The sequence below is a fragment of the Micromonospora lacuserhaii genome, from assembly GCF_036902735.1.
Classification (GTDB): Bacteria; Actinomycetota; Actinomycetes; order Mycobacteriales; family Micromonosporaceae; genus Micromonospora.
Genome location: NZ_JBAKHO010000003.1, coordinates 76,450 through 100,720 on the forward strand (window position 1 = coordinate 76,450; position 24,271 = coordinate 100,720).

27 protein-coding genes and 1 pseudogene are annotated in these 24,271 nt (G+C 74.6%); 10 read left to right on the forward strand and 18 right to left on the reverse strand.

Translation table 11 applies throughout. From position 1 onward, the window contains the following. Positions 1–14 precede the first annotated feature (14 nt). Genes hppD through hisC form a run of 4 tightly spaced genes read left to right on the forward strand, consistent with a single transcriptional unit; the run spans position 15 to position 4,040 of the window. Positions 15–1,220 (forward strand): 4-hydroxyphenylpyruvate dioxygenase, encoded by a 1,206-nt coding sequence (gene hppD, locus V6U81_RS02895; RefSeq protein WP_334483950.1) that lies wholly within the window; start codon positions 15–17, stop codon positions 1,218–1,220. A gap of 11 nt (positions 1,221–1,231) precedes the next feature. Further along, a complete protein-coding gene (locus tag V6U81_RS02900; RefSeq protein WP_334483952.1) occupies positions 1,232–1,966 on the forward strand; it encodes an RDD family protein in 735 nt (244 codons plus the stop codon). Then, positions 1,963–2,940 (forward strand): RDD family protein, encoded by a 978-nt coding sequence (locus tag V6U81_RS02905; RefSeq protein ID WP_334483954.1) that lies wholly within the window; start codon positions 1,963–1,965, stop codon positions 2,938–2,940. Before V6U81_RS02900 ends, V6U81_RS02905 begins: the two co-directional genes overlap by 4 nt. After that, positions 2,937–4,040 (forward strand): histidinol-phosphate transaminase, encoded by a 1,104-nt coding sequence (gene hisC, locus V6U81_RS02910; protein ID WP_334483957.1) that lies wholly within the window; start codon positions 2,937–2,939, stop codon positions 4,038–4,040. Before V6U81_RS02905 ends, hisC begins: the two co-directional genes overlap by 4 nt. Positions 4,041–4,070: 30 nt before the next feature. Here hisC and V6U81_RS02915 read toward each other — a convergent pair whose 3' ends face one another. The 5 genes from V6U81_RS02915 to V6U81_RS02935 form a co-directional block, all read right to left on the reverse strand. Next, positions 4,071–5,324 (reverse strand): outer membrane protein assembly factor BamB family protein, encoded by a 1,254-nt coding sequence (locus tag V6U81_RS02915; protein WP_334483960.1) that lies wholly within the window; start codon positions 5,322–5,324, stop codon positions 4,071–4,073. Between the two features lie 77 nt (positions 5,325–5,401). Beyond that, positions 5,402–5,881, reverse strand: a complete 480-nt coding sequence (locus V6U81_RS02920) for an SRPBCC family protein (RefSeq protein ID WP_334483963.1) — start codon at positions 5,879–5,881, stop codon at positions 5,402–5,404. Between the two features lie 116 nt (positions 5,882–5,997). Continuing rightward, the gene (locus tag V6U81_RS02925) at positions 5,998–6,207 is read right to left on the reverse strand and encodes a DUF397 domain-containing protein (RefSeq protein WP_334483966.1); all 210 of its coding nucleotides are present in this window, start codon (positions 6,205–6,207) and stop codon (positions 5,998–6,000) included. Between the two features lie 155 nt (positions 6,208–6,362). After that, positions 6,363–7,562, reverse strand: a complete 1,200-nt coding sequence (gene fahA / locus V6U81_RS02930) for a fumarylacetoacetase (protein ID WP_334483969.1) — start codon at positions 7,560–7,562, stop codon at positions 6,363–6,365. Between the two features lie 76 nt (positions 7,563–7,638). After that, the gene (locus tag V6U81_RS02935; protein WP_334483972.1) at positions 7,639–8,568 is read right to left on the reverse strand and encodes a hypothetical protein; all 930 of its coding nucleotides are present in this window, start codon (positions 8,566–8,568) and stop codon (positions 7,639–7,641) included. Positions 8,569–8,662: 94 nt separating this feature from the next. Between V6U81_RS02935 and V6U81_RS02940 the strand changes: the two genes are divergently transcribed. Beyond that, positions 8,663–9,829: a homogentisate 1,2-dioxygenase gene (locus V6U81_RS02940; RefSeq protein ID WP_334483974.1), complete on the forward strand. Its 1,167-nt coding sequence runs from the start codon at positions 8,663–8,665 to the stop codon at positions 9,827–9,829. A gap of 24 nt (positions 9,830–9,853) precedes the next feature. On the opposite strand, the gene V6U81_RS02945 is transcribed toward V6U81_RS02940, so the two are convergent. The 6 genes from V6U81_RS02945 to V6U81_RS02970 all read right to left on the reverse strand — a co-directional run bounded on the left by V6U81_RS02945 (position 9,854) and on the right by V6U81_RS02970 (position 13,819). Continuing rightward, complete coding sequence (locus tag V6U81_RS02945) at positions 9,854–10,393, reverse strand: hypothetical protein (protein WP_334483976.1); 540 nt, start codon at positions 10,391–10,393, stop codon at positions 9,854–9,856. A gap of 98 nt (positions 10,394–10,491) precedes the next feature. Next, positions 10,492–11,514 (reverse strand): tetratricopeptide repeat protein, encoded by a 1,023-nt coding sequence (locus V6U81_RS02950; RefSeq protein ID WP_334483979.1) that lies wholly within the window; start codon positions 11,512–11,514, stop codon positions 10,492–10,494. Positions 11,515–11,518: 4 nt separating this feature from the next. After that, entirely contained in the window at positions 11,519–12,001 is a 483-nt protein-coding gene (gene ispF / locus V6U81_RS02955) for a 2-C-methyl-D-erythritol 2,4-cyclodiphosphate synthase (RefSeq protein WP_334483982.1), read from the reverse strand. Beyond that, positions 11,998–12,546: a GNAT family N-acetyltransferase gene (locus V6U81_RS02960; protein ID WP_334483985.1), complete on the reverse strand. Its 549-nt coding sequence runs from the start codon at positions 12,544–12,546 to the stop codon at positions 11,998–12,000. Before V6U81_RS02960 ends, ispF begins: the two co-directional genes overlap by 4 nt. A gap of 37 nt (positions 12,547–12,583) precedes the next feature. Next, entirely contained in the window at positions 12,584–13,279 is a 696-nt protein-coding gene (gene ispD, locus V6U81_RS02965; RefSeq protein WP_334483987.1) for a 2-C-methyl-D-erythritol 4-phosphate cytidylyltransferase, read from the reverse strand. A 54-nt stretch (positions 13,280–13,333) separates the two neighbouring features. Further along, positions 13,334–13,819 (reverse strand): CarD family transcriptional regulator, encoded by a 486-nt coding sequence (locus tag V6U81_RS02970; protein WP_334483991.1) that lies wholly within the window; start codon positions 13,817–13,819, stop codon positions 13,334–13,336. A gap of 329 nt (positions 13,820–14,148) precedes the next feature. Here V6U81_RS02970 and V6U81_RS02975 point away from each other — a divergent pair, with 329 nt between their 5' ends. Further along, positions 14,149–14,886 (forward strand): hypothetical protein, encoded by a 738-nt coding sequence (locus V6U81_RS02975; protein WP_334483994.1) that lies wholly within the window; start codon positions 14,149–14,151, stop codon positions 14,884–14,886. A 34-nt stretch (positions 14,887–14,920) separates the two neighbouring features. Here V6U81_RS02975 and V6U81_RS02980 read toward each other — a convergent pair whose 3' ends face one another. The 4 genes and pseudogenes from V6U81_RS02980 to V6U81_RS02995 all read right to left on the reverse strand — a co-directional run bounded on the left by V6U81_RS02980 (position 14,921) and on the right by V6U81_RS02995 (position 17,664). Next, a complete protein-coding gene (locus tag V6U81_RS02980) occupies positions 14,921–15,484 on the reverse strand; it encodes a hypothetical protein (protein ID WP_334483997.1) in 564 nt (187 codons plus the stop codon). A 9-nt stretch (positions 15,485–15,493) separates the two neighbouring features. Beyond that, positions 15,494–16,549, reverse strand: coding sequence for a type III polyketide synthase (locus V6U81_RS02985; protein WP_334484000.1), 1,056 nt, complete (start codon positions 16,547–16,549; stop codon positions 15,494–15,496). 121 nt (positions 16,550–16,670) lie between these two features. Next, positions 16,671–16,865, reverse strand: a pseudogene (locus tag V6U81_RS02990) (acyl-CoA dehydrogenase family protein); the annotation flags it as partial. Positions 16,866–16,908: 43 nt separating this feature from the next. Further along, the gene (locus tag V6U81_RS02995; protein ID WP_334484003.1) at positions 16,909–17,664 is read right to left on the reverse strand and encodes a methyltransferase domain-containing protein; all 756 of its coding nucleotides are present in this window, start codon (positions 17,662–17,664) and stop codon (positions 16,909–16,911) included. A 45-nt stretch (positions 17,665–17,709) separates the two neighbouring features. Between V6U81_RS02995 and V6U81_RS03000 the strand changes: the two genes are divergently transcribed. The 4 genes from V6U81_RS03000 (at position 17,710) to disA (ending at position 22,290) form a co-directional block, all read left to right on the forward strand. Beyond that, positions 17,710–18,549, forward strand: coding sequence for a UbiA family prenyltransferase (locus tag V6U81_RS03000; RefSeq protein ID WP_334484006.1), 840 nt, complete (start codon positions 17,710–17,712; stop codon positions 18,547–18,549). 141 nt (positions 18,550–18,690) lie between these two features. Next, positions 18,691–19,416: a hypothetical protein gene (locus V6U81_RS03005; protein ID WP_334484009.1), complete on the forward strand. Its 726-nt coding sequence runs from the start codon at positions 18,691–18,693 to the stop codon at positions 19,414–19,416. Positions 19,417–19,506: 90 nt separating this feature from the next. After that, positions 19,507–20,967 (forward strand): DNA repair protein RadA, encoded by a 1,461-nt coding sequence (gene radA, locus V6U81_RS03010; RefSeq protein WP_334484011.1) that lies wholly within the window; start codon positions 19,507–19,509, stop codon positions 20,965–20,967. 141 nt (positions 20,968–21,108) lie between these two features. Next, positions 21,109–22,290, forward strand: coding sequence for a DNA integrity scanning diadenylate cyclase DisA (disA, locus tag V6U81_RS03015; RefSeq protein ID WP_334484013.1), 1,182 nt, complete (start codon positions 21,109–21,111; stop codon positions 22,288–22,290). Positions 22,291–22,302: 12 nt separating this feature from the next. Here the strand turns inward: disA and V6U81_RS03020 are convergent, their stop codons facing one another. The 3 genes from V6U81_RS03020 to V6U81_RS03030 all read right to left on the reverse strand — a co-directional run bounded on the left by V6U81_RS03020 (position 22,303) and on the right by V6U81_RS03030 (position 24,215). Then, complete coding sequence (locus V6U81_RS03020; RefSeq protein WP_334484016.1) at positions 22,303–23,040, reverse strand: hypothetical protein; 738 nt, start codon at positions 23,038–23,040, stop codon at positions 22,303–22,305. Positions 23,041–23,145: 105 nt separating this feature from the next. Next, positions 23,146–23,706 carry a peptide deformylase gene (locus V6U81_RS03025; protein WP_334484019.1) on the reverse strand — a complete coding sequence of 187 codons (561 nt, stop codon included), beginning with the start codon at positions 23,704–23,706 and terminating at the stop codon, positions 23,146–23,148. Next, a complete protein-coding gene (locus tag V6U81_RS03030; protein WP_334484022.1) occupies positions 23,703–24,215 on the reverse strand; it encodes a glycine cleavage system transcriptional repressor in 513 nt (170 codons plus the stop codon). The genes V6U81_RS03025 and V6U81_RS03030 overlap by 4 nt, the downstream gene beginning before the upstream one ends. Positions 24,216–24,271: the final 56 nt, after the last annotated feature.

Here is a 24,271-nt window from a genome sequence, read left to right on the forward strand (position 1 = left end):
CAAGGGAGGCCACCATGACCCAGGCGATCGACCGACCCCAGACGACCGACGAGGTCGACGTCGACCAGCTCGTCGGCGCCGTCGACCACGACATCAGCCGGGACCCGTTCCCGGTCAAGGGCCTCGACCACGTGCACTTCCTGGTCGGCAACGCCAAGCAGGCCGCGCACTACTACTCCACCGCGTTCGGCATGACCTGCGTGGCGTACCGGGGGCCGGAACAGGGCTACCGCGACCACGCCGAGTACGTGCTGACCAGCGGTTCGGCCCGGTTCGTGCTGACCGGCGCGGTCCGCCCGGACGCCGCCGGCGCCGACCACGTCGCCAAGCACAGCGACGGCGTCTCCGACATCGCGCTGGAGGTGCCGGACGTGGACGCCGCGTACGCCCACGCCACCGCGCAGGGCGCCACCGGCCTGGTCGAGCCGCACGACGTCTCCGACGAGCACGGCACCGTCCGGATGGCCGCCATCGCCGCGTACGGCGACACCCGGCACACCCTGGTCGACCGGTCCCGCTACACCGGCCCGTTCCTGCCCGGCTTCGTGGCCCGCGGCCCGATCGTGGACCGGCAGCCGATGATCGACGCCGGCATCCAGCCGAAGCGCTTCTTCCAGGCGATCGACCACGTGGTCGGCAACGTCGAGCTCGGCCGGATGGACGAGTGGGTGGAGTTCTACAAGCGGGTCATGGGCTTCAGCAACATGGCCGAGTTCATCGGCGACGACATCGCCACCGACTACTCGGCGCTGATGAGCAAGGTCGTGGCCAGCGGCACCCGCAAGGTGAAGTTCCCGCTCAACGAGCCGGCCGTGGCCCGCAAGAAGTCGCAGATCGACGAGTACCTGGAGTTCTACCAGGGCCCGGGCGCCCAGCACATCGCGGTGGCCACCAACGACATCCTGGCCAGCGTCGACGCGATGCGGGCCGCCGGCGTCGAGTTCCTCAACACCCCGGACTCGTACTACGACGACCCGGAGCTGCGCGCCCGGATCGGCAACGTGCGGGTGCCGATCGAGGAGCTGAAGGCCCGCAAGATCCTGGTCGACCGGGACGAGGACGGCTACCTGCTCCAGATCTTCACCAAGCCGGTCCAGGACCGCCCGACCGTCTTCTTCGAGCTGATCGAGCGGCACGGCTCGCTCGGCTTCGGCAAGGGCAACTTCAAGGCCCTCTTCGAGGCCATCGAGCGGGAGCAGGAAGCGCGCGGCAACCTGTAACACTGTCGAGCGTGACGCAGCCTCCGACGCACCCGACGCCGCCGGCCGGTGGGCCTCCGCCCGCCGCCGGCGGCTTCGCGCCGCCCACCGGTCCCCAGGGGTACCCGATGCGGCCCGCCTACCCGGTGCCGCCCCAGCCCGGCCCCTACTCCGGACTGCCGACCTATCCGGTAGGGCCGCCCGGCGGCCCGCCGTTCCCCGGCTTCGCCCCCGTGCCGCTCTCCCCGGGTGGGCAGCCGCTGGCCAGCTTCGCCGACCGGCTGCTGGCCTGGCTGATCGACGTCGCCGTGGCGAGCGTGCTGTCGGTGGTGCTCTTCGTGCCGGTCTTCCTCTGGATCTGGTACCGCGCCTTCAGCGACATGATGAAGGTCAACCCCGACGGGACCCTGGTCGAGCCCGACCCGGCACGGATGATGAACGACTTCGTCGTCCCGTTGCTGCTCGCCGAGGCCGGGCTGCTCCTGGCCCTCCTCGTCTTCTACTGGTTCTACCACGTGGAGTACGCCCACCGGACCGGCCAGACACTCGGCAAGAAGGCGATGAAGATCCGGGTCGTCCCGCTCGACCCGGCCCGCACCCTCACCCGGGGCATGGCCGGCAAGCGGTACCTGGTCGAGTTCGTCGCCGGCTCGCTCGTTCCCTTCCTCAGCTACCTCGACGGCTTCTGGCAGCTCTGGGACAAGCCCTTCCAACAGTGCCTACACGACAAGTTCGCCGGGACCGTCGTCGTTAAGGTGTCCGGGTGAGCGTTGAACCCGGCTGGTACGTCGACCCCGCAGAGCCCTCCACCAGGCGTTACTGGGATGGCGAGGGCTGGATCGGCGCGCCCGTCCCGGTCGACGTGACCCCGCCGGAGGGTCCCCCGCCGGCGGAGCCGCAGCCGGCCCCCGAGCCGCCCCGCCCGACGTCCCCGGCCGCCGGCACCCCGGCGACCCCGGGCACGACACCCGGGCCCGGAGCGCCGTACGGGCCGCCGCAGGCTCCCGGAGCGCCGTACGGGCCGCCGCACGGGCCGGGGGCGCCCCACGGGCCCGGCATGCCGTACGGCCCCGGCCCGACCCAGGGGCCGCCGCCCGGCTGGCCGTACCCGACCTGGCCGGGCCGCCCGCCCGAGCCGCGCCCGCACGGGCTGCCGCTGGCCGGGTACGGTGCCCGGCTGGCCGCGAAGCTGATCGACTTCGGTCTCGTCTTCCTGCTCAACGCGGCGGTCAACGGCTGGTTCGTCTGGCGCTACGTCCGCGAGCTCCGCCCCGCCCTGGACGAGGCGTGGCGGCGGGTGAGCACCAACGACACCACCACCGCACCGCTGCCGCCCCCCGGCGAGCAGGCCGCCTGGCTGCTGATCGCCATCCTGACCATCGCCACCGCGCTCTGGTTCGCCTACGAGGTCCCCTCGATGGCGGCCAACGGGCAGACCTTCGGCAAGCGGATCATGCGGATCCGCGCGGTGCCGCTCGAAGCCGACCAGCCGCTCGGCTTCGGCCGGGCGACCCGCCGGTGGAGCACCATGGGCCTGCCCACCCTGCTCTGGTACTGCTGCGGCCTCGGCCTGCTGCTCCAGTTGGTCGACGCGGTCTCCGCGCTCTTCGACCACCCGCTGCGCCAGGCGCTGCACGACAAGCGCGCCCGGACCGTGGTGGTCGAGCTGCCGCGATCCGGCGGCCCGGCCACCCCCGCCACCCCGACCGACCGTGCCGACACCCCGGGAGACACCCCATGACCGACACCGGACGTCACCAGCCCCCGCTGCGGCTGACCCGCGCCGACCTGGACGCGCTGCCCAACTACGTGCCCGGCCGCAGCCCCGCCGACCTGGCCCGCGAGCTGGGCCTGGACGAGGCCATCAAGCTCGCCAGCAACGAGGTGCCGTACGGCCCGCTGCCCGGCGTGGTCGAGGCGGTCACCGAGGCCGCCGCCGGCTCGCACCGCTACCCGGACATGGGCGTCGTCGCGCTGCGCCGGGCGCTGGCCGACCGGTACGGCGTGGACGTCGACCGGATCGCCACCGGCTGCGGTTCGGTGGCGCTGGCCGAGCACCTGGTCCGGGCCACCTGCCTCCCCGGCGACGAACTGCTCTACTCGTGGCGCTCGTTCGAGGCGTACCCGATCATCGCGGCGACCAGCGGCGCGACCAGCGTCCGGGTGCCCAACGACGCCGGGCACGGCCACGACCTGGCGTCGATGGCGGCGGCGGTGACCGACCGGACCCGGATGGTGCTGGTCTGCAACCCGAACAACCCCACCGGCACCGCGGTACGCAAGGCGGAGCTGGACCGGTTCCTCGACTCGGTGGGCGACGACGTGCTGGTCGTCATCGACGAGGCGTACCGGGAGTTCGTCACCGACCCGGAGGTGCCGGACGGCCTGACCTACCTGGACCGGCCGAACGTGGTGGTGCTGCGCACCCTGTCCAAGGCGTGGGGCCTGGCCGGGCTGCGGATCGGTTTCCTCGTCGCCGCCCCCGAGGTGGCCGCCGCCGTGCGGAAGGTGGTCACCCCCTTCTCCACCAGCATGGCCGCCCAGGCCGGGGCACTCGCCGCGCTGGCCCAGGCCGACGAGGTCGAGCGGCGCTGCGCGCTGGTCGTCGCCGAGCGGGAGCGGGTCACCGAGGCGCTGCGCAAGCTGGTCCCGGACGTGCCGTCCAGCCAGGCCAACTTCGTCTGGCTGCCGCTGGGCGACCGGGCGGTCGACTTCGGCAAGGCGTGCGAGGCGCGCGGCGTGATCGTCCGGCCGTTCGCCGGTGACGGGGTCCGGGTCACCATCGGCACCCCGGCCGAGAACGACGCCTTCCTGGTCGCCGCCGAGGCGGCGCTGGCCTGACCCGTCGCCCCGAGGGCTCGCCGCGGCCGCTCAGGTCGCGGCGAGCAGCACCGGCTCGGCCGTCAGGAACCACCCCTGGTCGTCGTCGTCCGGCCGGGCATCCTCGCGGAGCCGCTCGACGGCCACGTAGCCGTCGGCCGCGTACGCCATGCCCGGGTCCCAGCCGATGCCCTCCCGGCCCAGGGTCATCGGGAAGCTGGACCGCTGCGCCCCGGTGACCGGGTCGAGGGTGACCAGCTCACGCGCCTCGGTCAGCACGTGCACCCGGCCGGGCTCGGTGGCGATCACCCGCACCGGCCCGAGGTCGCCGCGCCGCCACCGCTGCTTGCCCGTCCGCGCCTCCCGGCCGGCCAGCACCCCACCGTCGACGCCGATCGCCAGCTGACCGGCGAGAACCGTCCCGGCCCCGTCCAGCGCGGGCGCGGCCACCGGCGCACCCGGACTGACCAGCCAGCCCCGCCCGGCCGTGTCCCCCGGCCCCGCGGTACGCACGCCCCGGCACTGCGAGCGGGGGGTCAGGCAGCCCAGCGGCGTCACGGTCAGTTCGGCCGGCGCGTCCGGCGGTCGCCAGCGGGTGGCCACCGCGCCCGTCGCCACGTCCCGGAACTCGACCGTCGCCGGCCCGGCGCAGGAGTCGACGGAGACCACCCGGCCGGCCGCCGTGGTGCCCAGGTCGGTACGACACTCCCCGCCGCCGTCGGCCCGCCACAGCTCACGCCCGTCGGCCAGCGCGTACCCGCGCAGCCGGCCGTCGCCGGAGGCCACCAGGACCGGCCGGCCGTCGGGACCGGAGCCGACGAAGATGCCCTGCGGGTCCCACACCGTGGCGGCCCCGGTGCGCCGGGAGGTGAAGCCCTCGCCCGGTTCGGGGCCGTCGGCCCGCCAGATCACCCGGCCGGTCAGCGCGTCCAGCGCGACGAGTTTCCCGTCCGACCAACGGCTGACCACCGTGGTGCCCGTCGCCAGCACCCCGTTGAGCTGCGCCGGCCAGCGCCGGTACGACCAGAACGGGGTGACCCGGAACCTGCGGTCGGCGGGCTGGTCGGCGTAGAGCTGCCGCTCGGCGGCGTACACCCGCAGCCGGCCGTCGACGATCAGCGGTGCTGCCGGGAGCCGGCCGAGCGTGCCGATCGGCGGGGTGTCGGCCGGTGGCAGGGCAGCGCCGGCGGGCGTGCTGACCTCGGCCGGCGCGAGCACCCGGTAGCCGATGCCGGCCGCCGCCACCAGGGCGGCCAGCGCCGTGACCGCGACCACGACCCGTCGCCGGCCCTTCGGGACACCCATGCCGCACCTCCGCCCGGCACCCTACCGAGGCAGCCGCCGGTCGAGCCGGTCAGGTCTGATCACCGAAATGGTCCGGCTCAGGCCGCCACGGCGCTGTCGCCGTGGCTCGCGGCGGCGAGGTCGGCGAGGTCACGCCGGATGGCGCCCTCCACCGCCCGCGCGGCCAGCCCGCCGAAGAGCAGCGCGACGACCCGCCCGTACGGCGCGGTGGGCACCGCGGTGTGCTCGACGGTGACGGCGGTGCAGCCCCGGCGGCGGCGCTGCACGGTGCGCAGAGTCCAGGTGATCCGGTAGTCCACTCCGATGCCGGGGGAGCTGAGCACCAGTCGGCGCGGCGGCTCGGCGGCCAGGACGAGGAACTCCTCTGCCTGGTCGCCACCGTCGGGTCGGGTGCGGATCTCCCGCCACGCGGTGCCGGGGCCGAACCCGCCCGTGGTCAGCAGCTCGACGCCCCCGACGGTGCGCAGCCAGCCCGCGCGGACCGGCAGGTCGACCAGGCGCGCCCACACGTCGACGGCCGGCGCCTCGATGAACTCGGTGACCGTGACCGTCGACATGACACCTCCCGTGGCGTCCACGGTACGGCGGGTGAGCGCGCCACGGGGGGTCCTACGGCGGAATTTCCGTCACCGGCGCCCCGGATCGGGGCACCGGTGCGGTCCCGCCGGGCGGGTCAGGGGCGGAAGTCGCCCAGGCGGATCGCCCCGACGAACGCCGCCCAGCCCGGCGGGCCGACGACGAGCACCGGCCCGTCCGGGTCCTTGGAATCGCGTATCCCGACCACGCCCCGGTCGCGTACGAGGTTGTCCGCCACCTCCACGCAGAGCCCCTGATCGTTCGATCGACTACTGGTGCGCCAGACCGCGCCCACGAAATCGTCCATGCTCGTACCTCCTGTCCGCTGGGACGTGCCACGCCGGTCACGACCCACGCCGCCCCGGGACGGGACGGCGTGGGGTGGTGACCGAATCCGGTCGATCAAACGCGGCAGGAGGGCCGGCCGGTCGCACAGCGGGTGCGACCGGCGGATACCGAACGTCAGCGGGCCGGCAGGATCCGCCCGGTGACCTCGCCCAGGGCGACGGTGGTGCCGTCCGGACCGGGGGCGGTGGCCCGGACGGTGACGATGTCGCCGTCCTCCAGGAAGGTGCGGGTCTCGCCGCCGCCGACCTTCACCGGCTCGGCGCCGCCCCAGGTCAGCTCCAGGAACGAGCCGACCTGGCCGCGCTCGGGCCCGGAGACGGTGCCCGAGGCGTAGAGGTCGCCGGTGCGCAGCGAGGCGCCGTTCACGGTGAGGTGGGCCAGCTGCTGGGCGGGCGTCCAGTACATGGTGGCGAAGGGCGGCTCGGTGACCCGCTCGCCGTTCCACTCGACCGCCAGGCGCAGGTCGAGGCCCAGGTGGGGGGTGTCGCGCAGGTAGTCCTGCACCGGCGGGTCCTGCTCCGGCGCGGGCACGAACGCGTCGGCGAGCGCGTCCAGCGGGGTCACCCACGCCGAGACCGAGGTGGCGAAGGACTTGCCGAGGAACGGGCCGAGCGGCTGGTACTCCCAGGCCTGGATGTCCCGGGCGGACCAGTCGTTGACCAGCACCACCCCGAAGACGTGGTCGGCGAAGTCGTCGGCGGCGACCCGGTCACCGAGCCGGCTGGGCACGCCGACCACGAAGCCGACCTCCGCCTCGATGTCGAGGCGTACGGAGGGGCCGGTGGTGGGGCCCTGCGGGGTGGCGCGCTGCCCGCTGGGGCGGACCACCGGGGTGCCGGAGACGACCACCGTGCCGGCCCGGCCGTGGTACCCGATCGGCAGGTGCTTCCAGTTGGGCAGCAGCGGCGGCTGCCCGGGGCGGAAGATCTGCCCGACGTTCGAGGCGTGGTGGTCGGAGGAGTAGAAGTCGACGTAGTCGGCGACGTCGAACGGCAGCAGCAGCTCGACCTCGGCCAGCGGGACCAGCAGCGGCTCCACCGCCGGCCGGTGCGCCTCCTCGGTGAGCAGCTCGACGAGACGCTGCCGTACCGCCGTCCACTGGGGACGGCCGAGCGCCATGAAGTCGTTGAGCGTCGGGCGCCCGAGCGCGCCGCCGGCGAGCACCAGGCCGGCCGCCTCCGCGCCGGCCAGGTCGAGCACCAGGTCGGCCACGCGTACGCCGATCCGCGCCTCCCGCCCGTCGTGCCGGAACACCCCGTACGGCAGGTTGCTGATTCCGTACGCCGAGCCGTCCACTCCGGTCACCCAGCTCATGCCGGCACTCCGCTCCGCTGCGTGCCGCCATGAGGCACGACCGCACTGCGCCTACTGATTCGCTCGCTACGCTCGCTCATCGGTCGAATCTCCCGTTCACCAGCCCCAGCCGGATCAGATCGGTCAGTGGTTCCAGGATGCTGCACGAGCCGAACCCGATCCACAGCGGACGCCTCGCCTCGCGCCGGGCGCGGACCTGTTCGACCACCGGTAGCGGATCGGTCGCGGCGAGCAGCACGGCTACCGCGTCCACCTCGGCGCCCTCGGCGGCAGCGAGCGTGGCCGCCAGCACGTTGCCGAACCCGTGGTGGGTGAAGCCGGTCTCCGGGTCGAGGTGGCGGGTGGCCTGGTGCAGGCCGGCGGTCAGCTTGAACGGCACGTCGCGGTCGCGGCAGGCACCGATCACCGCGGCCAGCTCGACCGGGGTGGGGAAGAGTTCGGCGGCCAGCCCGCCGGTGCGGAACTTGGCGGCGATCGGCACCCCGTCGGCGCGGGCGGCGGCCAGGGCGTCGAGCGCGCTGCTCAGCCCGAAGGTGAGCGGGATCTCGGCGTACCAGTCGAGCGCGCTGCCCTCGGCGGGCCCGGCGGCCGATCCCGGCCCGGCGGCCGGGGCATCCTTGGCGGCGCCCCGGGCGAGGTCGATCAGCGTGGCCAGGCCCGGGAGCGGGTCCTCGCCGCGCTTGGCGACGGCCGCCTCGACCTGACGGACCGTCAGGCGCGGGTCCGCGGCGGCGCGGGCCTCGTCGAGCCGGTCCAGCGGGACGTCGCCGATGATCCCGACCGCGATCCGCTCGTCGGCCGCGATCCGCTCGGCGGCGTCGAGGAGCGCGGCCAGTTCGGCCAGCCGCGAGGCGGGCAGCAGCAGCGGGCCGACCAGGTCGGCGTACCAGGAGTCGCGGTGCCCGCGGTGGGCGGCGAGCGCGTCGGGCAGCGACGCGCTGCCGGGCGGGAAGACGGCGGCGTCGTCGACGAGGCCGGCGAAGAGGCGGGGGACCTGCGTTGACACGAGACAAGAATCTACGGGACGCTACAAGGACCGGACAACAGCGTCCGATTATCGGACGCCACCGCCCGGAGAACGGGACATAACGGGAGGCGACATGCCGTACTACCGCAGTGTCGGTGAGCTGCCCCGCAAGCGGCACACCCAGTTCCGCCAGCCCGACGGCAGTCTCTACGCCGAAGAGCTGATGGGCCAGGAGGGCTTCTCCTCCGATTCCTCCCTGCTCTACCACCGGTACGCCCCGACCGCGATCGTCGCCGCCGAGGAGTTCACCCCGCCCGCCCTCACCCGGGTGCCGAACCTCCCGCTCAAGCCGCGCCACCTGCGTACCCACAAGCTCGACGGCTCCGGCGCCGACCCGGTCCTCGGCCGGCGTTACCTGCTCGCCAACGACGACGTCCGGATCGCGTACGTGCTGGCCGACCGGCCGTCCCCGCTCTACCGCAACGCCACCGGCGACGAGTGCCTCTACGTCGAGGCCGGCACGCTGCGGCTGGAGTCCACGTTCGGCGCGCTCGACCTGGTCGCCGGCGACTACGTGGTCATCCCCACCTCGACCATCCACCGGCTGGTGCCCACCGGCGACCAGCCGACCCGGCTGCTCGCGATCGAGGCCACCGGGCACATCGGCCCGCCGAAGCGCTACCTGTCGGTGCGCGGCCAGTTCCTGGAGCACGCGCCGTACTGCGAGCGCGACGTCCGCGGACCGGACGCGCCGCTGCTGGTCGACGGGACCGACGTCGAGGTGCTGGTCCGCCACCGCCGCGGCTGGACCCGGTACGTCTACGCCAACCACCCGTTCGACGTGGTCGGCTGGGACGGGCACATGTACCCGTGGGCGTTCTCCATCCACGACTTCGAGCCGATCACCGGCCGGATCCACCAGCCGCCGCCGGTGCACCAGACCTTCCAGGGCCCGAACTTCGTGATCTGCTCGTTCGTGCCGCGCAAGGTGGACTACCACCCGGACGCCATCCCGGTGCCGTACAACCACCACAACGTCGACTCCGACGAGATGCTCTTCTACACCGGCGGCAACTACGAGGCCCGGCGCGGCTCGGGGATCGAGCAGGGTTCGATCTCGCTGCACCCGTCCGGCTTCACCCACGGCCCGCAGCCCGGCGCGGCGGAACGCTCCATCGGGGTGGACTTCTTCGACGAGCTGGCGGTCATGGTCGACACGTTCCGCCCGCTGGACCTCTGCGACGCCGCCGGCGACTGCGAGGACGACGGCTACGCCTGGACCTGGGCCCGCCGCCCCTGACGCCGACTTCGCCCGCCCGTCCGGTCACCCCTGTTCGGGCGGGCCGGGCGGACGCCGCCGGCCGGCCCGCCGCCGCGCCCGGCGCAGCAGGGCCACCAGCCCGGTCACCGGCTTCGGCAGCAGGCAGACCCCGGCCGCGCTCAGGGCGACGAGCGGACCCGTCCGGACCCCGACCGGATGGACCACGTGCGCGAAGACGAGCAACGCGGCGGCGGCGGTCATGACGAAGTCCACCGCCTCGTCGCGCACCGCGACGGTGACCCGACGCCAGCCACGGCGCACCGGCGGCTCGGGCAGCTCGGCGCCGCTCACCAACGCACAGACGCGGCGGCCGGAGACCGCCGTCGTCCAGGCGAGCACCATGGGCAGCTTCACCACCATGATCAAGGCGGCGTACCGGGCGGGACGCAGCACCACGTCGCCCAGCACCTCGGGATCGACCGCCGCGGTCACCCGGTAGGTGACCAGGAGCAGCACGAAGTCGATCCCCGGCGCGAGCAGGAACACCAGCACGGCGGTCCACCGGGTCAGGTGCCTGAACTCGGCCTCGGTCATGGCAGACATCGGTTCATTGTCGGCGCGGAGGCCGGGCGCCGCCGCCCCGTCCGGTCGGCGCAGGGCGCGTGCGGCTCAGCCGGCTCAGCGCAGGGCGTGGGTCCGGTTCAGCGCAGGGCGCGGGAGAGGAAGGCCAGTTCGGCGGCGGCGACGACGGCGATGGTCGCCACCAGCGGCCACGGGGTGCCGACCAGGGCGTACAGCAGGAGCAGGGCCGGGCCGGCCGCCACCGCGTACACCGCGAGGGCCAGCGACCGGTCCTCCCGGCGCAACGCCGGCAGCACGGTACGGGTCAGCTCGGGCACCCGGCCGGCGAGCCGCCAGAGCAGCAGCGCGCCACCGGCCGCCGCCAGCCCGGCGAACACCCGCGACGCCCCCGCGCCGCCGCCGGCCAGGACGGCGCTCAGCAGGCTGGCCACCAGCGACCAGCCGCCGCCGACCAGTACCAGGCGCCGGATCCCCTCGCCCACTCCGAGCGTGCCGGAGCCTTCCGGACGGATCGGCGCCAACGCCGCCACCTGCGCCAACGCCTCGGCCCAGCGCCGCCGTTCCAGCCGCAGCACACCCGGGTCGTCCTCGGCCCCGGCCAGCTCCGGGTCAAGCCGCAGCGCCTCCCGGTAGGCCCGCTCGGCCAGGTCGAACAGGTCCAGCCGGCCCGCCACCAGCGCCAGCACCAGGTGCGCCTGCGGCTCGTCGGGGGCCAGCTCCACCCCGCGCCAGGCCGCGTTCAGCGCCGGCTGGCCGTTGCGCGCCTCGGCCAGCAGCGCCGCGCCGGCCCGCTGGGCGTACGCGTCGGCCGGCGCGACCGCGAGGATCCGGTCCGCCGTACCGGCCGCCTCGGCGTACTCCCCCAGGTCGGTCAGGGCGAAGCCGCGAGCGACCAGGGGTGGTACCGCGCCGGGCGCGGCGGCCGAGGCGGAGTCGGCGGCGGCGAGCGCCTCCCGCGGACGACCCGCCGCGAGCTGCACCCGGGCCAGCAGGGTCAGCGCCGCGCCGTCGCCCGGCTGCGCGACGATGCCGGCGGCCAGCTCCTCGGCGGCCTCGTCGTACCGGCCCAGCTCGGCGAGGAGCTGGGCCCGGTCACGGTAGCCGTCGGCGGCGGACCGCTCGGGGCCCGGTTCGGCGGTCACCCGGTCAGCCCGCCGGGGCGTCGTAGACCAGGGCCACCGCGATCCCGGTGAGCCCCTCGCCGCGACCGGTGAAGCCGAGGCCGTCGGTGGTGGCGGCCGAGACGGTGACCGGCGCGCCGACCGCCTGGGAGAGCACCTGCTGCGCCTCGTCCCGGCGCGGACCGATCTTGGGGCGATTGCCGACCACCTGGACGGAGACGTTGCCGATCTCGAACCCGGCGGCCCGGACCCGCCGGGCCGACTCGGTCAGCAGCGCCACCCCGGAGGCGCCCGCCCACTCCGGCTGGCCCACCCCGAAGTTCGCCCCGAGGTCACCGAGCCCGGCGGCGGAGAGCAGCGCGTTGCAGGCCGCGTGGGCGGCCACGTCCGCGTCGGAGTGCCCGGCCAGGCCGTCCTGGTCCGGCCAGTGCAGGCCGGCGACCTGGCAGGGCCGGCCCGCCTCGAAGGCGTGCACGTCGACGCCGACGGCGACCCGAGGAACGATCATGACCCGAGGGTACGCGCCGACGCCCGCGCCCCGTCACCACCGGCCTGCTCCGTCCGGACGTCCGTGACGAGCCGGCACTCGTACCGCCGGCCGGGGCGCCCCCCGATCTCGACGTCTCCCACCAGCACGAACCCGGTACGCCCGAGCACGGCCATGGAAGCCGGGTTGTCGAGGGTGGTGACCGCGGTGAGGGTGGTGAGCCGGTACGTCGCCACGGCGAGCCGGCACACCTGCCCGACCGCCGCCGTCGCCACTCCCCGGCCCGCGGCGCGCTCGCCGATCCGGTAGCCGAGTTCGGCGGTTCCGCCCTCGACGTCCACCAGGTTGACCCGGCCGATCAGCTCGCCGCGGTCGTCCAGTACCACGTGGAAGTGGCAGGTCCCGCCATCCTGCTCGGCGAGGAGGGCGCGGTGTCGGGAGGCGAAGTCGGCGAAGTAGGCGTCGCCCCGATCCGGCACGGAACGGGCGAACCATTCCCGATTCTCCCGCTCGAATGCCAGCAGCGCGTCCGCGTGGTCGGCCCGGAGCCGCTCCAGGGTGATCATGCCGGCCAGCATAGGTACCGTCGGCACCGGCGGGGGCTCAGCGGCCGGTGGTCAGCAGGTGCTCGGCCAGGGCCAGGTCGAACGGGCGGGTGACCTTCAGCGCGTACTCCGAACCGGGTACGCAGAACACCGGGACGCCCTGTTTCTCGACCAGGCCGGCGTCGTCGGTGAGCGGGTCGCCGGCCGCCGCGTGCGCGGCGGTGAGCACGTCCCGGCGGAAGCCCTGCGGGGTCTGCACGGCGCGCAGCGCCGACCGGTCGACGGTGCCGAGGACGATCTCGCCGGCCCCGACCTCCTTGATCGTGTCGACCACGGGGAGCACCGGGATCACCGCATGGTGCCCGGCCCGGACCGCCGCGGCCACCGACTCGACGAGGTCCGGCGGGGTCAGCGCCCGGGCGGCGTCGTGCACCAGCACGATGCCCGGCCCGGGCGGGACCGCCGCGAGGGCGGCCGCCACGGACGCCTGCCGCTCGGCCCCACCGGGGACGACCAGCACAGGCGCCACCGGGGCGAGCAGTTCGCGGACCGCCCCGACCTCGGTGGCCGGGGCGGCCACCACGATCGTGTGCACGGACGGCGCCGCCGCGATCCGGCGTACGGCGTGCACCAGCAGCGGCTCGCCGCCGAGCAGGCGCAGCGCCTTGGGAGCGCCGGGACCGAGGCGTACCCCGGCACCGGCCGCAGGCACGAGGACCGCGACGTCACCGCGCGGATTGAGCTGCGCGGTCACGTCGCGGTCCTCGGGTTTCTTTGCTTCGGGCTGGGTACGACGATGCTGTGGAAATCAGGCCTCGGTCAGTACCTTGTCGAGCAGCGACTCCGCCTCGTCCTTGGTGCTCTTCTCGGCCAGCGCGACCTCGCCGACGAGAATGTCGCGGGCCTTGGCGAGCATCCGCTTCTCACCCGCGGAGAGGCCCCGCTCCCGCTCCCGACGCCACAGGTCGCGGACGACCTCGGCCACCTTCAGCGGGTTGCCGGAGGCCAGCTTCTCCAGATTCGCCTTGTAACGCCGCGACCAGTTGGTCGGCTCCTCGGTGTGCGGTGCACGGAGCACGTCGAAGACCTTGCCCAGGCCCTCTTCGCCGACCACCTCGCGCACACCCACGATCTCGGCGTTCTCAGCGGGCACCCGGACCGTCAGGTCACCCTGCGCGACCTTCAGGACGAGGTACTGCTTAGGCTCGCCCTTGATGACCCGAGTCTCGATTGCCTCGATGAGTGCGGCCCCGTGGTGGGGGTAAACAACGGTCTCGCCGACACTGAAAACCATAGGTTCGAAACCCCTTTCGCTGTGTCTAGAGTAACACGCTCAGGCACCGATGTCCCACCGCTGTCCTGACCGTTGGCGCAGCTCAGGGGCCCTGTGAGAGGTATTTCTTCAGCTTGACAGGCGGTCAAACCGATGGTTTGAACACGCTCCGTAAGCAACGGATGACAACCCGGTACGGGTGATCGGAGCGTCGATGTCTCGGGCTATGCGCTTCTCCCATGGTAGCCCGGTGCCGCTCGCCCCGCCCAGGTGTAGCGGGAGCAGGGGGCGGTGCGGGAGGCTGGAGGACGTACCGCAGCCCGCTCGCCGCGACGCTTCCCGGGGGTCCGATGGGCATGCCTGACGCAGAGGGTCACGGCCCGCCAGAAGGGCTGCCCGACCTGCCACCGGAGTGGGGCCGGGTGGTCGTACCGGACGACGCCTCGGCGCTGGCCGCGGAGGCCGCTCAGCTCCGGCGGGAGCTGCGCCGGCGCGGTCCAGCGGGCCGCTGGCGCCGCAGGCTGGGCCTGGCCCCCCGCCCGGACGGCGGGCCACCCCTCGGCCTGCCCGTGCTGATCCTGCTGGTCGCCGTGCTCACCACGCTGGCCGGGCTGGCCGCCGTCACCTGGCCCCGACCGCCGCGCAGCGGGGATCGACCCACCGTCCTGCCGTACCCGTCGGGGCCCCCCGCGCTGAGCGGCCGGCCGCTGCCCGCGCTCGACCTGGTCGGCGTCGACCAGGCGCCCGTGCCGCTGCGCCGGCTGCTCCCCGCCATGATCATCCTGGTGGACGCCTGCGCCTGCGCCGACCAGGTCCTCACGGCCGCCGCGGCCGCGCCCGCCGGCGTCCAGGTGGTCACCGTCACCGGCGGTCCTACGGTCGGCGCCACCCCCACCCGCGCCGGCGGCGACCGGGTCCGGGCCCTCGCCGACCCGGCCGGCGGCCTGCGGGCCGCCCTGCATCTCGACAGCCGCCCCGGCACCGCCCCCGCGCTGCTGGTGGACCGCGCCGGCACGGTCGTCCGGGTGGTGCCCGAGCTGGGCGCCGCCGACGACTACCGCGCCGATCTGGCCCGGCTCGCCGGCTGACCACCCCGGTCGGCACGCCCGCCGACGGGCGGACTCAGGGCAGGGCGACCAGTTGGGCCTCGAGCTCGACCGGGCCGGGTTCGACGGCGGAAAGGTAGAGCCGGGTCCGCACCAGCGGGTCGGGCAACTCCAGCGAGCCCAGGTCCCCGTCGCAGGCCGTCTGGCGGTTCTCGGTGTACTGCTCGTCGTGAATGATCGTGACCAGCAGCTGCCCGTTGCCGGAGCAGCGGTACTGGAACAGGTGCCGGGCGCCGTCCGGCAGCGAATCCCGACTCACCGGCGGCTGACCCGGCACCAGGACCAGGCGCTCCCGCCAGAGGGTGTCGGTGAACGTTGGCAGCCCGACGTCCGGGTCGCCGTGGTCCGGCACCTGTGTCAACCCGATGATCCGTCCGGTCCCCGGGGCGATCTCCACCTGGACCGTGGCGAGCGGGCCGGGCACGGGCAGGTCCGCCAACGCCGAGGGCGGGGTCGGCGCCGCCGTGGGGTCGACCACCGGCGCGGCGTCCCACCACCACCAGCCACCGGCCGCCAGGACGGCCAGCGCCGCCCCGATCAGCACGCCACCGCGCAGCCGGTCACCCGCATCGACGCCCATCCGGGCAGCCTAGCCGCCGGTCCGTTCCAGCAGGGCCGCGTAGAGGGTGAGGCCCGGTCCGAAGGCGAGCATCACGATCCGCTCCGGCCGGTGCGCGTCACGCAGCAGCCGGTCCAGGATCAGCAGCACCGTCGGGGACGAGCAGTTGCCGTGTTCGTCCAGGATGGCCCGGGACGCTGCCAACGCCTCCGGCGGCAGCGCCAGCCCGCGTTCCACCACGTTGAGGATGCGCGGGCCGCCCGGGTGCACCGCCCAGCCGTCCACCTCGGCGATGCTGCTGCCGTGCCGGGCGAGCAGACCCTCGACCAGGCCCCGGACGTGGGTGGAGAGCACCTGCGGCACCTTCGGCGACAGCCCCATCCGGAAGCCGGTATCGGTGACCTCCCAGGTCATGTGGTCGGCGGTCGAGGTGTCGGTGACCGAGGTGACCTCGCGCAGCGCGTACCCGGACGGAGCGCCCGGGACGAGCACGGCGGCCACCGCCGCGTCGGAGAAGAGCGCGTGCGAGACGATCTGCTGGGTGTCCATCCGGGCCGACGCCGGCTGGATGTGCAGGCTGGTCAGCTCGGCGCAGAGCAGCAGCGCCGGCCGCCCCCGGGCGGTGACGAAGTCGCCCGCCGCGCCGAGCCCGGGCAGCGCGGCGTAGCAGCCCATGTGCCCGACGAACATCCGCTGGGTGTCGGGGGCCATGCCCAGGTCCCGGGCGAGCAGGATGTCCAGCCCCGGGGTGGCGTACCCGGTGCAGGAGCAGACGACGAAGAGCCCGACGTCCCCCGCGGCCAGCCCCGCCGAGGTCAGCGCCCGGCCCACCGCCTCCTTGCCCAGCGGCAACGCCTCCACCTGGTAGCGCCGCATCCGGCGCTCGGTCGGCCAGTCCGACACGTCCTCCAGCAGCGGGTTCACCGCGGCCTGCCGACGGGACACCCCGGAGTTCGCGAAGATCCGCTGGGCCAGGGCCCGCGTCGTGCCGGAGAAGTGCCGGGAGAAGAACCCCTCCCAGAGTTCGTCCTGCCCGGCACCCGGCGGTTGCGCCGTACCGAGCCCCGCGATCACTGGCACGGCCATGTCCCCACCTCTCGTTCGCACACCCCACACCCGGCGGCCGTCCCCGTCCGGAAGACGGCCGTCCCCACCGCTCTCACCAACGAGGGGTCGCACCATCACGGTCCGGGTCGCCACCCGACGCCGCGATGCCCAGCCGGTCGGCGCAGACGACGCCCGCACCGCCCAACGCTCGGGGGACCATCGGTCCGAAGAGGCCGGCCTCCCGCAGGTCGGCGAAGTCGTCCAGCGGAAAGGAGCCGTCCCGGTCGTGCGCCGCCGCCCGCGCGGCGAACCGCGGCGCCAACCAACGGGCCGCCTCCAGCGCGTGCACAGCCATGTCGCCCCCTTCTCGGCGTCCCCTTTACCCCCGCCCGGTCGGACTACCCGTGTCGGACACCGCGTCCCTGGTAGAGCACGGCGGTCGACCAGGTCGGCCGGATCCGCGGTTCCCGGCCGGAGGTGGGCGTCGGGCCGCCCCGGACCCGGCGCACCAGCCAGGCCAGGGTGCCGCGCAGCCCCGGCCGGATGCCGCGCGTCCGCAGCGTCACACCGTGCCGGGCGCACTCGGCGATCAGCTCGCGCTCGTCCACGAACAACTGTGGATCGTGGATCCCCCGGGGCACGGTGGGCAGCCGCTCGCCGAGGTGGACGGCGACCAGCCGGCTCAGCGCGGTGTCGTTGAGGGTGTCCAGCACCAGCAAGCCACCCGGCCGCAGCAACCGGCACGCCTCGGCGACCGCCCGCCGCCAGTCGGGTACGTGCTCCAGCAGCTCGCCGGCGGCGACCACGTCGGCGCAGCCGTCGGCGAGCGGCACGGCGGTCGCGTCGCCGTTGACCACGGTCACCCCGTGCGCCGCGGCCTGGGCGAGCGCGGACCGGGTCAGGTCGACACCGACGTGCCGGTAGCCCTTGCCGACCAGGTGCGGGGCGAGCAGGCCGGCGCCGCAGCCCAGGTCGACCAGGAGCGCATCGGGGCGGCCCGCCGGGGGGACCAGCGCGGCCCGGGCCCGGGCCAGCCAGTGCAGCATCGCGAACGCGCCATCGGGCCGCCACCACTCGCCGGCCAGCTCGTCGTACTGTCGGGGGTCGTTGGGGGACAGCACCCGGCCACGGGTGGCGACCGGACCGTTCCGCATGGACCGAGCCTGGCACGACTCCCCGACAACGACCAGACTTCTCTTATGTCGTCGACAGTGTTAGGGCTGGTCAGGGCGAGCCATCCCGAGCCGGCCGCGGCGGTCACCACGGTGGCCGGGCTGCTGGCCTGGGGGGCCGGGCACTCCCCGGCCGGGGTGGCCGCGGTGACCGTCAGCGTGCTGGCCAGCCAGCTCGCCGTCGGCTGGGCCAACGACGCGCTCGACGCGGAGCGGGACGCGGTGGTGGGGCGTACCGACAAGCCGGTCGCCACGGGCGCGATCGGCCGGCGCACGGTCGCCGTCGCCGCGGTGCTGGCCGCCCTGGCCTGCCCGGCCGTGGCGCTGACCACCAACCCGATCGCCGCCGGCTGGGTCGCCGTCGCGCTGGCCTCGGCGCTGCTCTACGACTGGCCGCTGAAGTCCACTGCGGCCTCGGTGCTGCCGTACGCGGTCTCCTTCGGGACGTTGCCGGCCTTCGTGGTGCTGGCCCTGCCCGGCGCCCCGACCCCGCCGGTCTGGCTGGTCGGCGCGGCGGCCTGCCTGGGCGCCGGGGCGCACTTCGCCAACGTGCTGCCGGACCTGGCCGACGACGCCCGGACCGGGGTGCGCGGCCTGCCGCACCGGCTGGGGCCGACCGGCAGCCGGATCGCCGCCGCCGCGCTGCTGCTGGCCGCGACCGTCACCCTGGTCCTCGGGCCGCCCGGGCCGCCGTCGTGGGCGGGGCTGTCGGCGGTCGCGGTCGCCGCCGTGGTGCCGGCCCTCGGCTGGTACGGGGGGCGAGCCACCACCCGGGCCGGCGGCCGCCCGGTGGCGGCCTTCCGGGCGGTGATGGTGGTCGCCCTGATCGACGTGGTCCTGCTGGTGGCGAACGGTCGGGTGGTCTGACCGACACCCCTGTGGGTGGCACCCCCGGGTCGGCGTGCGGCAGTCGATCAGCCCCAACTACCCTGGAGCGCGGTCTGCGCGGGTATGACCACCCCGTGCCCGGGGTATGGCCGGGCGGGGATCGTGACGAGGAGGACCGACGTGACGCGCTCGATCAGGGGTTCCCGGCGGGCGGCCCTGCTGCTCTCCGGCATGGCGGCCGCGACCGCCCTGCTGGCGACCGGATGCGGTGCCGGCCAGGCGGCCGAGACCTCCAACAAGCAGCCGTCGGTCCAGGGCATCAACGTCGGGACCCCGGACAACGCCTACAAGGTGCGCGGCCTCTACGTCGAGTACCCGGGCACCGAGGGCTACCCTGCCGGCGCGAACGCCTCCGTCAACGCGGTGATCTACAACGACACGGAGAGCCCGGTGACGGTGACCGTCACCACCGACAGCGCGCGACAGCTCGTGATCACCGGCACGGCCGGCTCGCCGAGCCCGTCCGCCTCGGTCTCGCCCAGCTCGTCCCCGTCGGAGAGCGCCTCGCCGTCGGGAAGCGCCTCGGCGTCCGCGTCGGCCAGCCCGGCGGAGAGCGCGTCCGCCCCGGCCGGCGAGCCGGCGAAGGTCGAGATCCCGGCGCTGAGCTACGTGCAGCTGAACGTGCAGGGCGGCCGCTACCTCCAGCTCGTCGGGCTGAACGAGGCGCGCAGCGTCGGTGAGCAGGTCAACCTCACCTTCGACTTCGGCAACGGCAAGACCATCACCACCGCGGCGGCGATCGGCGTCCCGCTGACCCCGGCCGCGCCGGTCTCCCCGATCATCAGCCGTGAGGGCGGCGAGGGCGAAGAGGGCGGCGAGGGCGGCAGCGCCGGCCACGGCGGCTGACCCGACGCCACGACGATCTGCCGACACCGTCGGCGTGGTGACCACCACGCCGACGGTGTTTTCGTCACAGGTGGGGGTTAGCGTCCTGGGGTGACCACGTCCCGATCGACCTCCCCGCGCGCCGGCGCGGCGTCCGGCGCCGCCCGCAGCCGGGCCGCCCGCGAACCGCGCCCGGCCTACGCGTGCGACGCCTGCGGCCACCAGCCACCCAAGTGGGTCGGGCGCTGCCCGGAGTGCGGCGAGTGGGGTTCCGTGGTCGAGTGCACGGTCACCGGGCCGCTGGTCTCCGGCCGGGTGGTCAGCTCGCGGATGCCGGCCGAGCCGGCCCGGCCGATCGCCACCATCAGCGCCGCCCCGGCCCGGGCCCGACCCACCGGGGTCAGCGAGCTCGACCGGGTGCTCGGCGGCGGCCTGGTCCCCGGTGCGGTGGTGCTGCTCGCCGGCGAGCCCGGGGTCGGCAAGTCCACCCTGCTGCTCGACGTGGCCCAGCAGTGGGCCACCGGCGCCGGCAGCCCCTCCCTGGTGGTCAGCGGCGAGGAGTCGGTCAGCCAGGTCCGGCTGCGCGCCGAACGGATGGGCACCCTGCACGACCAGCTCTACCTGGCCGCCGAGAGCGACCTCAGCGCCGTCCTCGGCCACCTCGACGCGGTCAAGCCGGGCCTGCTGGTGCTCGACTCGGTGCAGACCATCTCCACCACCGGCACCGAGGGGGTGCCCGGCGGCGTCACCCAGGTCCGGGCGGTCACCGCCGCGCTGGTCTCGGTCGCCAAGGAGCGTGGCATCGCCACCGTCCTGGTCGGTCACGTCACCAAGGACGGCCAGGTCGCCGGCCCCCGGGTGCTGGAGCACCTGGTCGACGTGGTGCTGCACTTCGAGGGCGACAAGCACTCCTCGCTGCGGATGGTCCGGGGGGTGAAGAACCGGTTCGGCGCCGCCGACGAGGTGGGCTGCTTCGAGATGCACGAGGGCGGCATCAGCAGCCTGGCCGACCCGTCCGGGCTCTTCCTGACCCGCTACTCCGAGCCGGTGCCCGGCACCTGCGTCACGGTGGCGATGGAGGGGCGCCGGGCGCTGGTCACCGAGGTGCAGGCGCTCATCGGCGCGACGGTCGCCGGCTCGCCGAGGCGTACGGTCTCGGGGCTCGATGGGGCTCGGCTGGCCATGGTGCTGGCGGTGCTCCAGCGGCGTACCGAGCGGCTGACCCTGCACGACCGGGAGGTCTTCGCCGCCACCGTCGGTGGCATCCGGGTGGTGGAGCCCGCAGCCGACCTCGCGGTGGCCCTGGCGGTCGCCTCCGGCGGGCTCAACCTGGCCATCGCGCCGAATCTGGTGGCGATCGGCGAGGTCGGGCTGACCGGCGAGGTTCGGCGGGTGGGCGCGGTGCCCCGGCGGCTGGCCGAGGCGGCCCGGCTGGGCTTTCGGGTGGCGCTGGTGCCGTCCGGCTGCGGCCCCGCCGGCAGCGGGGTCGCCGCACCGGCGAACATGCAGGTGATGGAGGTCACGGACGTCCGGTCGGCGCTCCAGTGTGTCGCTCGCGCGTCCGCCGAGTGACCGAGGGTGCCCGTGGGGCGGGACGCCCGACGCATACCGGACACCGACCACCGCCTCCGACCGGGCGGAGGAATCCGACGCCGTGACACATCACAGTAACCACGACAGCACCCACCGCACGGCAGTCCGTAGACTGTGCCCGTGCCGATCGACCGCGATACCACCAAGCCTGCCGGCGCGACGCCCCACGCCCGCACCGGTGCCGTGGGTTCGCCCGCCCGTCAGATCAGCGTGAGCGTCACCGGGGGCGCCGGCAGTGCCGGCGACCCGCTGCGGGCCAATCTCGCCCTGATGGCGCCTGGCACCGCGCTCCGCGACGGGCTGGAGCGGATCCTGCGCGGCCGCACCGGCGCGCTGATCGTTCTCGGCTACGACAAGGTGGTCGACCAGATCTGCACCGGCGGCTTCCCGATGGACGTCGAGTTCTCCGCCACCCGGGTCCGTGAGCTGTGCAAGATGGACGGCGCCGTGGTGCTCTCCAGCGACGGCACCCGCATCGTCCAGGCCGGCGTCCACCTGATGCCCGACCCCTCCATCCCCACCGAGGAGTCCGGCACCCGGCACCGCACCGCCGAGCGGGTCGCCCGGCAGACCGGCTACCCGGTCATCTCGGTCAGCCAGTCGATGCGGATCATCAGCCTCTACGTCAACGGCCAGCGGCACGTGCTGGACGACTCGGCCGCCATCCTGTCCCGGGCCAACCAGGCGCTGGCCACCCTGGAGCGCTACAAGCTCCGGCTGGACGAGGTCTCCGGCACGCTCTCCGCGCTGGAGATCGAGGATCTGGTCACCGTCCGGGACGCGGTCGCGGTCGTGCAGCGGCTGGAGATGGTTCGCCGGATCGCCGACGAGATCTCCGGCTACGTGGTCGAGCTGGGCACCGACGGTCGCCTGCTCGCCCTTCAGCTCGACGAGCTGATGGCCGGCGTCGACGCGGACCGCACCCTGGTCATCCGGGACTACCTCCCCGCCGGCCGCAGGCCCCGCACTCTCGACGAGGCGCTGGTCGAGCTGGACCTGCTCGGCGCCACCGAGCTGATCGACCTGGTCGCGGTCGCCAAGGCGATCGGCTACCCGGCCGCCTCCGACGCGCTCGACGCCGCGGTCAGCCCGCGCGGGTTCCGGCTGCTGGCCAAGGTGCCCCGGCTGCCGGTGGCGATCGTCGACCGGCTGGTCGTGCACTTCGGCAGCCTCCAGCGGCTGCTCGGCGCCACCGTGGAGGACCTCCAGGCCGTCGAGGGGGTCGGCGACGCCCGGGCCCGGGGCGTACGGGAGGGGCTGTCCCGGCTCGCCGAGGCGTCCATCCTGGAACGCTACGTCTGACCGGCCGCGCGCTCAGCCGGTGATGATCAGCGCCACCGGCTCGCTCAGCTTGGTGCCCACCCGGGCGAAGACCTGGTACGTCCCCGCCGGCGGGTTCGGCCCGGCGGCCACCCCGTTGGCGCAGCGGGTGACGTCCATGCCGTTCCAGGTGAGTTGGTAGGAGCGCTCGAAGCCCGGGGTGAACGACTGCACGTCGGAGCCGCGGCCGGTGCCGCAGGTGTCCGACGACCAGACCTTCTCCGCGCCGGACTTGATGAACAGCTCCTGCACGTCCGCGCCGACGTCCCGGCTGCACGTCCGCTGCGACCTGTTCTTGATCTTGAGGCTCAGATCGACGGGCGCGCCGCGCTGCGCCTGGGAGGGCAGCGCCACCGAGGTCACCACGATCTCCGCGTCCGTGCAGGTGCCGTCGTCGGCAGCGGCCGGACCGGCGGGCGGGGCGGCGGGCGGGGCGGTGGTCGGGGCGGTGGTCGTACCCGGGTCGGCCACCGGACCGACTGACCCGCCGGGCGCCGCGGACGCGGCCGGCGGGGACGCGGAGTCCGGACCCGACGCAGGGGGCGAACCGGTCCGCGACGGGGACGTCACCGGCGACGACGGGGTCGACCGCGCCCCCGGTGTGGTCGCCGTGTCACCCGACTGGTTGCAGGAATAGAGCAGGACAATCAGGAAGAGGAGCCCTGCTCCGAGTACGACCGCACGACGCCGCCAGTACACGGCGGAGGGCAGAGGACCGACCGTCAGACGCATGATGCCCCCACCGTAGTCGCGCCCCGCACGGGGACCCGGCGCGACGCGCCGTACTCCGTGCGGGTCAGGACCGCCGCTCCACTCACGACAGACGGCAGCCCGGGTTCACAGGTAGACCTTGCGCTGGTAGACGGCGTGCGCGCCGGCGACCTGGTCGAGGAAGAGCAACCCGGCGCAGTGATCGATCTCGTGTTGCAGCGCGCGGGCCTCGAAGCCGTCGGTGACCAACCGGACGGACTTCCCGGTGCCGGGCAGCACGCCCTCGACGACCAGCCGACTGGCCCGCTTCACGTCACCGGTGAGGTCGGGCACCGACATGCAGCCCTCCCGGCCGGCCTTCCACCGGCTCGCCTCCACCACCCGGGCGTTGCAGAGCACGAAGACGCCGTGCACGGTGACCGCCTTGGGGTGGCCGGTCACGTCCACCGCGAAGACCTGCGCGCCCACCCCCACCTGCGGGGCGGCGAGACCCACGCAGCCGGGCGCGACCTTCATCGTCGCGACCAGGTCGGCGGCGAGCCGGACCACCTCCTCGGCGGTCGGGTCGACCTCCGGGCCGGGCCGGCTGAGCACCGGGTCGGGGGCGCAGACCACCGGGCGCACCTCCCCCGCCAGGCCCAGGCTCTCCGGGGTCCAGTCGCCGAGGCCGGCGTACTCCTCGCTCACAGCATGTCCGGCTCGGTCGGCCGCAGCGACACCCCGACCCCCAGCTCGGCGGCGGCCCGGGCGAGCCGCCCGGCCACCTCGTCGGCGCTGCCCGGGCGGAGGTCCACCTCGGCGACCACCACGTAGAGCGAGCCGGTCAGCCGGGTGCTCAGGTCCGTCACGTTGCCGCCCGCGTCGGCGAGCGCCCGGGTCATCGCCGCCACGATCCCCATCCGGTCCGCGCCGTGCACCGCCATCACGTACGGCTCACCCCCGGGCGCCGCCTCCCCGTCCGGGGTGACCGCGCGTACGGTGGCCAGCAGCTGGCCGTCGGCGGCGAGTGGGGCCAGCGCGGCCTCGACCTCGGCGGCGGCCGGGCCGACGCAGATCAGGGTCATCGCGAAGTGACCCCGCAGCCGGGTCATGGTGGAGTCGGTGAGGTTCGCGCCGAGCCGGGCGAGCACCTCGGCGACGTCGGCCACGATGCCGGGCCGGTCCCGGCCGATGACGGTGATCGCGAGCTCGTTCATCCGGGCATTCTCCCCTTTCCGGGTCGAGCCGCCGCGCCGCCCCGCCCGGACCGCCC

Bases quoted from the DNA above. Each gene is read 5' to 3' on its own strand.
- V6U81_RS02985 (WP_334484000.1), bottom strand. From the start codon at position 16,549: ATGGCCGTGCCAGTGATCGCGGGGCTCGGTACGGCGCAACCGCCGGGT.
- hisC (WP_334483957.1), top strand. From the start codon at position 2,937: ATGACCGACACCGGACGTCACCAGCCCCCGCTGCGGCTGACCCGCGCC.
- ispF (WP_334483982.1), bottom strand. From the start codon at position 12,001: ATGATCGTTCCTCGGGTCGCCGTCGGCGTCGACGTGCACGCCTTCGAG.
- V6U81_RS02970 (WP_334483991.1), bottom strand. From the start codon at position 13,819: ATGGTTTTCAGTGTCGGCGAGACCGTTGTTTACCCCCACCACGGGGCC.
- V6U81_RS02920 (WP_334483963.1), bottom strand. From the start codon at position 5,881: ATGTCGACGGTCACGGTCACCGAGTTCATCGAGGCGCCGGCCGTCGAC.
- V6U81_RS02945 (WP_334483976.1), bottom strand. From the start codon at position 10,393: ATGTCTGCCATGACCGAGGCCGAGTTCAGGCACCTGACCCGGTGGACC.
- V6U81_RS02980 (WP_334483997.1), bottom strand. From the start codon at position 15,484: ATGGGCGTCGATGCGGGTGACCGGCTGCGCGGTGGCGTGCTGATCGGG.
- V6U81_RS02925 (WP_334483966.1), bottom strand. From the start codon at position 6,207: ATGGACGATTTCGTGGGCGCGGTCTGGCGCACCAGTAGTCGATCGAAC.
- fahA (WP_334483969.1), bottom strand. From the start codon at position 7,562: ATGAGCTGGGTGACCGGAGTGGACGGCTCGGCGTACGGAATCAGCAAC.
- V6U81_RS02995 (WP_334484003.1), bottom strand. From the start codon at position 17,664: ATGCGGAACGGTCCGGTCGCCACCCGTGGCCGGGTGCTGTCCCCCAAC.
- V6U81_RS02960 (WP_334483985.1), bottom strand. From the start codon at position 12,546: ATGATCACCCTGGAGCGGCTCCGGGCCGACCACGCGGACGCGCTGCTG.
- V6U81_RS02915 (WP_334483960.1), bottom strand. From the start codon at position 5,324: ATGGGTGTCCCGAAGGGCCGGCGACGGGTCGTGGTCGCGGTCACGGCG.
- V6U81_RS02940 (WP_334483974.1), top strand. From the start codon at position 8,663: ATGCCGTACTACCGCAGTGTCGGTGAGCTGCCCCGCAAGCGGCACACC.
- V6U81_RS02975 (WP_334483994.1), top strand. From the start codon at position 14,149: ATGGGCATGCCTGACGCAGAGGGTCACGGCCCGCCAGAAGGGCTGCCC.
- V6U81_RS03000 (WP_334484006.1), top strand. From the start codon at position 17,710: ATGTCGTCGACAGTGTTAGGGCTGGTCAGGGCGAGCCATCCCGAGCCG.
- V6U81_RS03020 (WP_334484016.1), bottom strand. From the start codon at position 23,040: ATGCGTCTGACGGTCGGTCCTCTGCCCTCCGCCGTGTACTGGCGGCGT.
- hppD (WP_334483950.1), top strand. From the start codon at position 15: ATGACCCAGGCGATCGACCGACCCCAGACGACCGACGAGGTCGACGTC.
- V6U81_RS03030 (WP_334484022.1), bottom strand. From the start codon at position 24,215: ATGAACGAGCTCGCGATCACCGTCATCGGCCGGGACCGGCCCGGCATC.